Annotated in this window: 3 protein-coding genes; all 3 read right to left on the bottom strand. The window is 61.7% G+C overall.

Annotated elements, in window-relative coordinates:
- Window positions 1–56 precede the first annotated feature (56 nt).
- Window positions 57–1,022: a Bug family tripartite tricarboxylate transporter substrate binding protein gene (locus ACOYNV_RS27445; RefSeq protein ID WP_422902996.1), complete on the bottom strand. Its 966-nt coding sequence runs from the start codon at window positions 1,020–1,022 to the stop codon at window positions 57–59.
- A 30-nt stretch (window positions 1,023–1,052) separates the two neighbouring features.
- Window positions 1,053–1,820, bottom strand: a complete 768-nt coding sequence (locus tag ACOYNV_RS27450) for an SDR family NAD(P)-dependent oxidoreductase (protein ID WP_422902997.1) — start codon at window positions 1,818–1,820, stop codon at window positions 1,053–1,055.
- Window positions 1,810–2,435, bottom strand: a 626-nt coding sequence (locus ACOYNV_RS27455; RefSeq protein ID WP_422902998.1) for a polysaccharide deacetylase family protein, incomplete at its 5' end; no start/stop codon positions are given. The genes ACOYNV_RS27455 and ACOYNV_RS27450, both read right to left, overlap by 11 nt.

Genomic DNA, 2,435 nt, shown 5'->3' on the forward strand with positions numbered 1-2,435 from the left:
CGCAGCGACGACCCGATAGGGACGCTGATTTCCCGGATGGCGGTGACCTTCAAGACTTAATCGACCTTGGCGCCAGTGTCCCTGACCACCTGACCCCAGCGCTTCACCTCGGCTGCGATGTAGGTCGAAGTTTCCTGCAGGGAGCCGCCCACCGGAATCAGTCCGCCCTTGTCGAGTCTGTCCTTCAGGTCGGGGATGGCAAGCAACTGATTCACTGCAGCGTTAAGCTTCTGCACGATGGCTGGCGGCGTGCCGGCCGGTGCAAACAGCGTGGTCCAGGTGTAGTCCTTGATGTCGGGGTAGCCGAGTTCGATGAAGGTTGGCACATCCGGCAGATTGGGCAGCCGCTTTTCGCTGGAGATGCCCAGGATCCTGACCTTGCCCTGCTTGTGGAACTGGAAAACGCCGTAGGCTGCCGTGCAGGCGATCGGGGTATCTCCTGCAACCACTGCGAGCGAAGCCGGTCCAGCGCCCTTGTAGGGAATGTGCACGATGTCCTGATTCCACTTGGCGTGAAAGATGTTCTCGCAGGTCAGGTGCGGCGTGGTACCGCTGCCCGGCGAAGAAAACGACATCTTGCCGTTTTTCGACAGGGTCTTGAGCTCTGCCAGCGTGGTGACGGGGATTTTTTCGTTCACCGAAATCACGTTGGGCTGCGTCGAGACGACGACGATAGGAATGAAGTCCTTGATCGGATCGTAGCCGGCACGCGAGCCGTACATGGTCGGATTGACGGCGTAGGCCGCCGAGTTGGCGAGCAGGGTGTAGCCATCGGGCTCGGCATGGGCGACAAACTGGGTTCCGATGTTGCCACCCGCGCCGCCTTTGTTGTCGATCACGATGGGTTGCTTCATCAACTCGCCGAGTTTCTCGGCAATGATCCGGATACTGCTGTCGGTCGGTCCCCCGGGCGGAAAGGAGATAACGATCTTGATCGGCCGCTCCGGGTAGTCGGCCGCGCCGGCCTGGGCCATGCCCAGCAGCAATGCCAGCAGGGGAAGCATTTGGTGTTTCAGTTTCATGGTTTGTCTCCTGTCGTTTTGTTGGATGAATCAAAGACTTCGTCCGCCGTCGATCACGAAGCGCGCGCCGGTGGCAAAACGCAAGGTGGTGGCGCAAGCCTCAATGGCCGAGGCAATGTCCTGCACGTGCCCTATGCGTGCCAGCGGGATGGTCGCGGCGGCCTTGGCGTTGAAGTCAGCGCCGCGTCCCGGTACGAAAGTTGAATCGACCACGCCGGGCGACACCGCCAGCACACGAACCCCGGGTGCGAGCGCTTTGGCAAGAGATTTCGTCAGGACATCCAGACCGGCTTTCGCCGCAACATAAGCCAGGTTGCTGCCGGCGCCAGTGAAACCCGCGATCGATGAGACATTGATCACCAGGCCATCGCCGGATTCCTTGAGCAGTGGCGCAAAGGCGCGAATGGTTGCAAAGACGCCGCGCAGATTGGTCGCCATGATGCTGTCGAACAGTTCATCCGTCAAGGCATCGAGATCCCTGGGTGCAACCGCCTTGGTGAAGCCGGCGCTGTTGATCAGGATGTCGCAGCGTCCGCCGCGGCGCGCGACTTCCTGCGCTGCCGCCTGCAGCGACGCCGAATCGGTGATCGATGCAGTCAAGGCAAAGTGCGCAGCCTCTGGCGCGCCGGGCAGGGTATCCAGCCGGGCCTGAACCGCTTGCTGATCCCCTCGATCGAGCGAAACAATGCGCGCGCCCAGCGCGGCCAGGCGCTCTGCCGAGGCAAAACCAATGGCGCCCTTGCCACCGGTAATCACCGCGACCTTGCCGTCGAGTCGGCTCTGCGTTTCAAAACTCATGACCATCCTTTTCTGCTGGCGTGTTGTCGAGCACATGGCGCGCCATCTGTGCGCGGGTGCAGATCCAGACGTCGCTCGCCTGCTTCACGATGTCCATGATGCTGTCGTAAACCCAGGCCCCGCCGGCGCGGCCCATCACGTGGGTATGGGCTGTCACGTCGAGCATCAGCGGCACAGTCTCGCGCTCCCGCATGGCGGCAAAGCTGTCCTGGAACACCTCCAGCATGTGGCGCGGCGCGTGGCCGTAACGGATGCAGATCGGCAGATCGTTGACCTCCATCGTCAGTGGGATGCCGACAATGCGGTTTGATTCGAACTCCATCACATAAGGCAGTTCGTCGTCGTTGACATCGCCATGATGGGTGTAGCCGGCTTGCGCCAACAGGCGCGAGGTGATCAGGCTGCCGGTGCCGCGCGGGCTGATCCAGCCAGTGGGCGCCGTCCCGGTGGTGCGTGCCAGCAGTTCGTGATTCTTCTGCAGGTTGGCGCGTTCTGCCGCTTCGTCCAGATAGACCGGAATCACGTCCATGCCCCAGGAATGGTTGACCACTTCATGGCCGAGTTCCACCAGACGCTTGACGGTTTGTGGATCGCGCTCGCACAGCACGCCATTGA

The organism is Propionivibrio sp. (assembly GCF_049316945.1).
Lineage (GTDB): Bacteria > Pseudomonadota > Gammaproteobacteria > Burkholderiales > Rhodocyclaceae > Propionivibrio.

Coding starts and splice junctions, on each gene's coding strand:
- ACOYNV_RS27445 (WP_422902996.1), bottom strand. CDS start 1,022: ATGAAACTGAAACACCAAATGCTTCCCCTGCTGGCATTGCTGCTGGGC.
- ACOYNV_RS27450 (WP_422902997.1), bottom strand. CDS start 1,820: ATGAGTTTTGAAACGCAGAGCCGACTCGACGGCAAGGTCGCGGTGATT.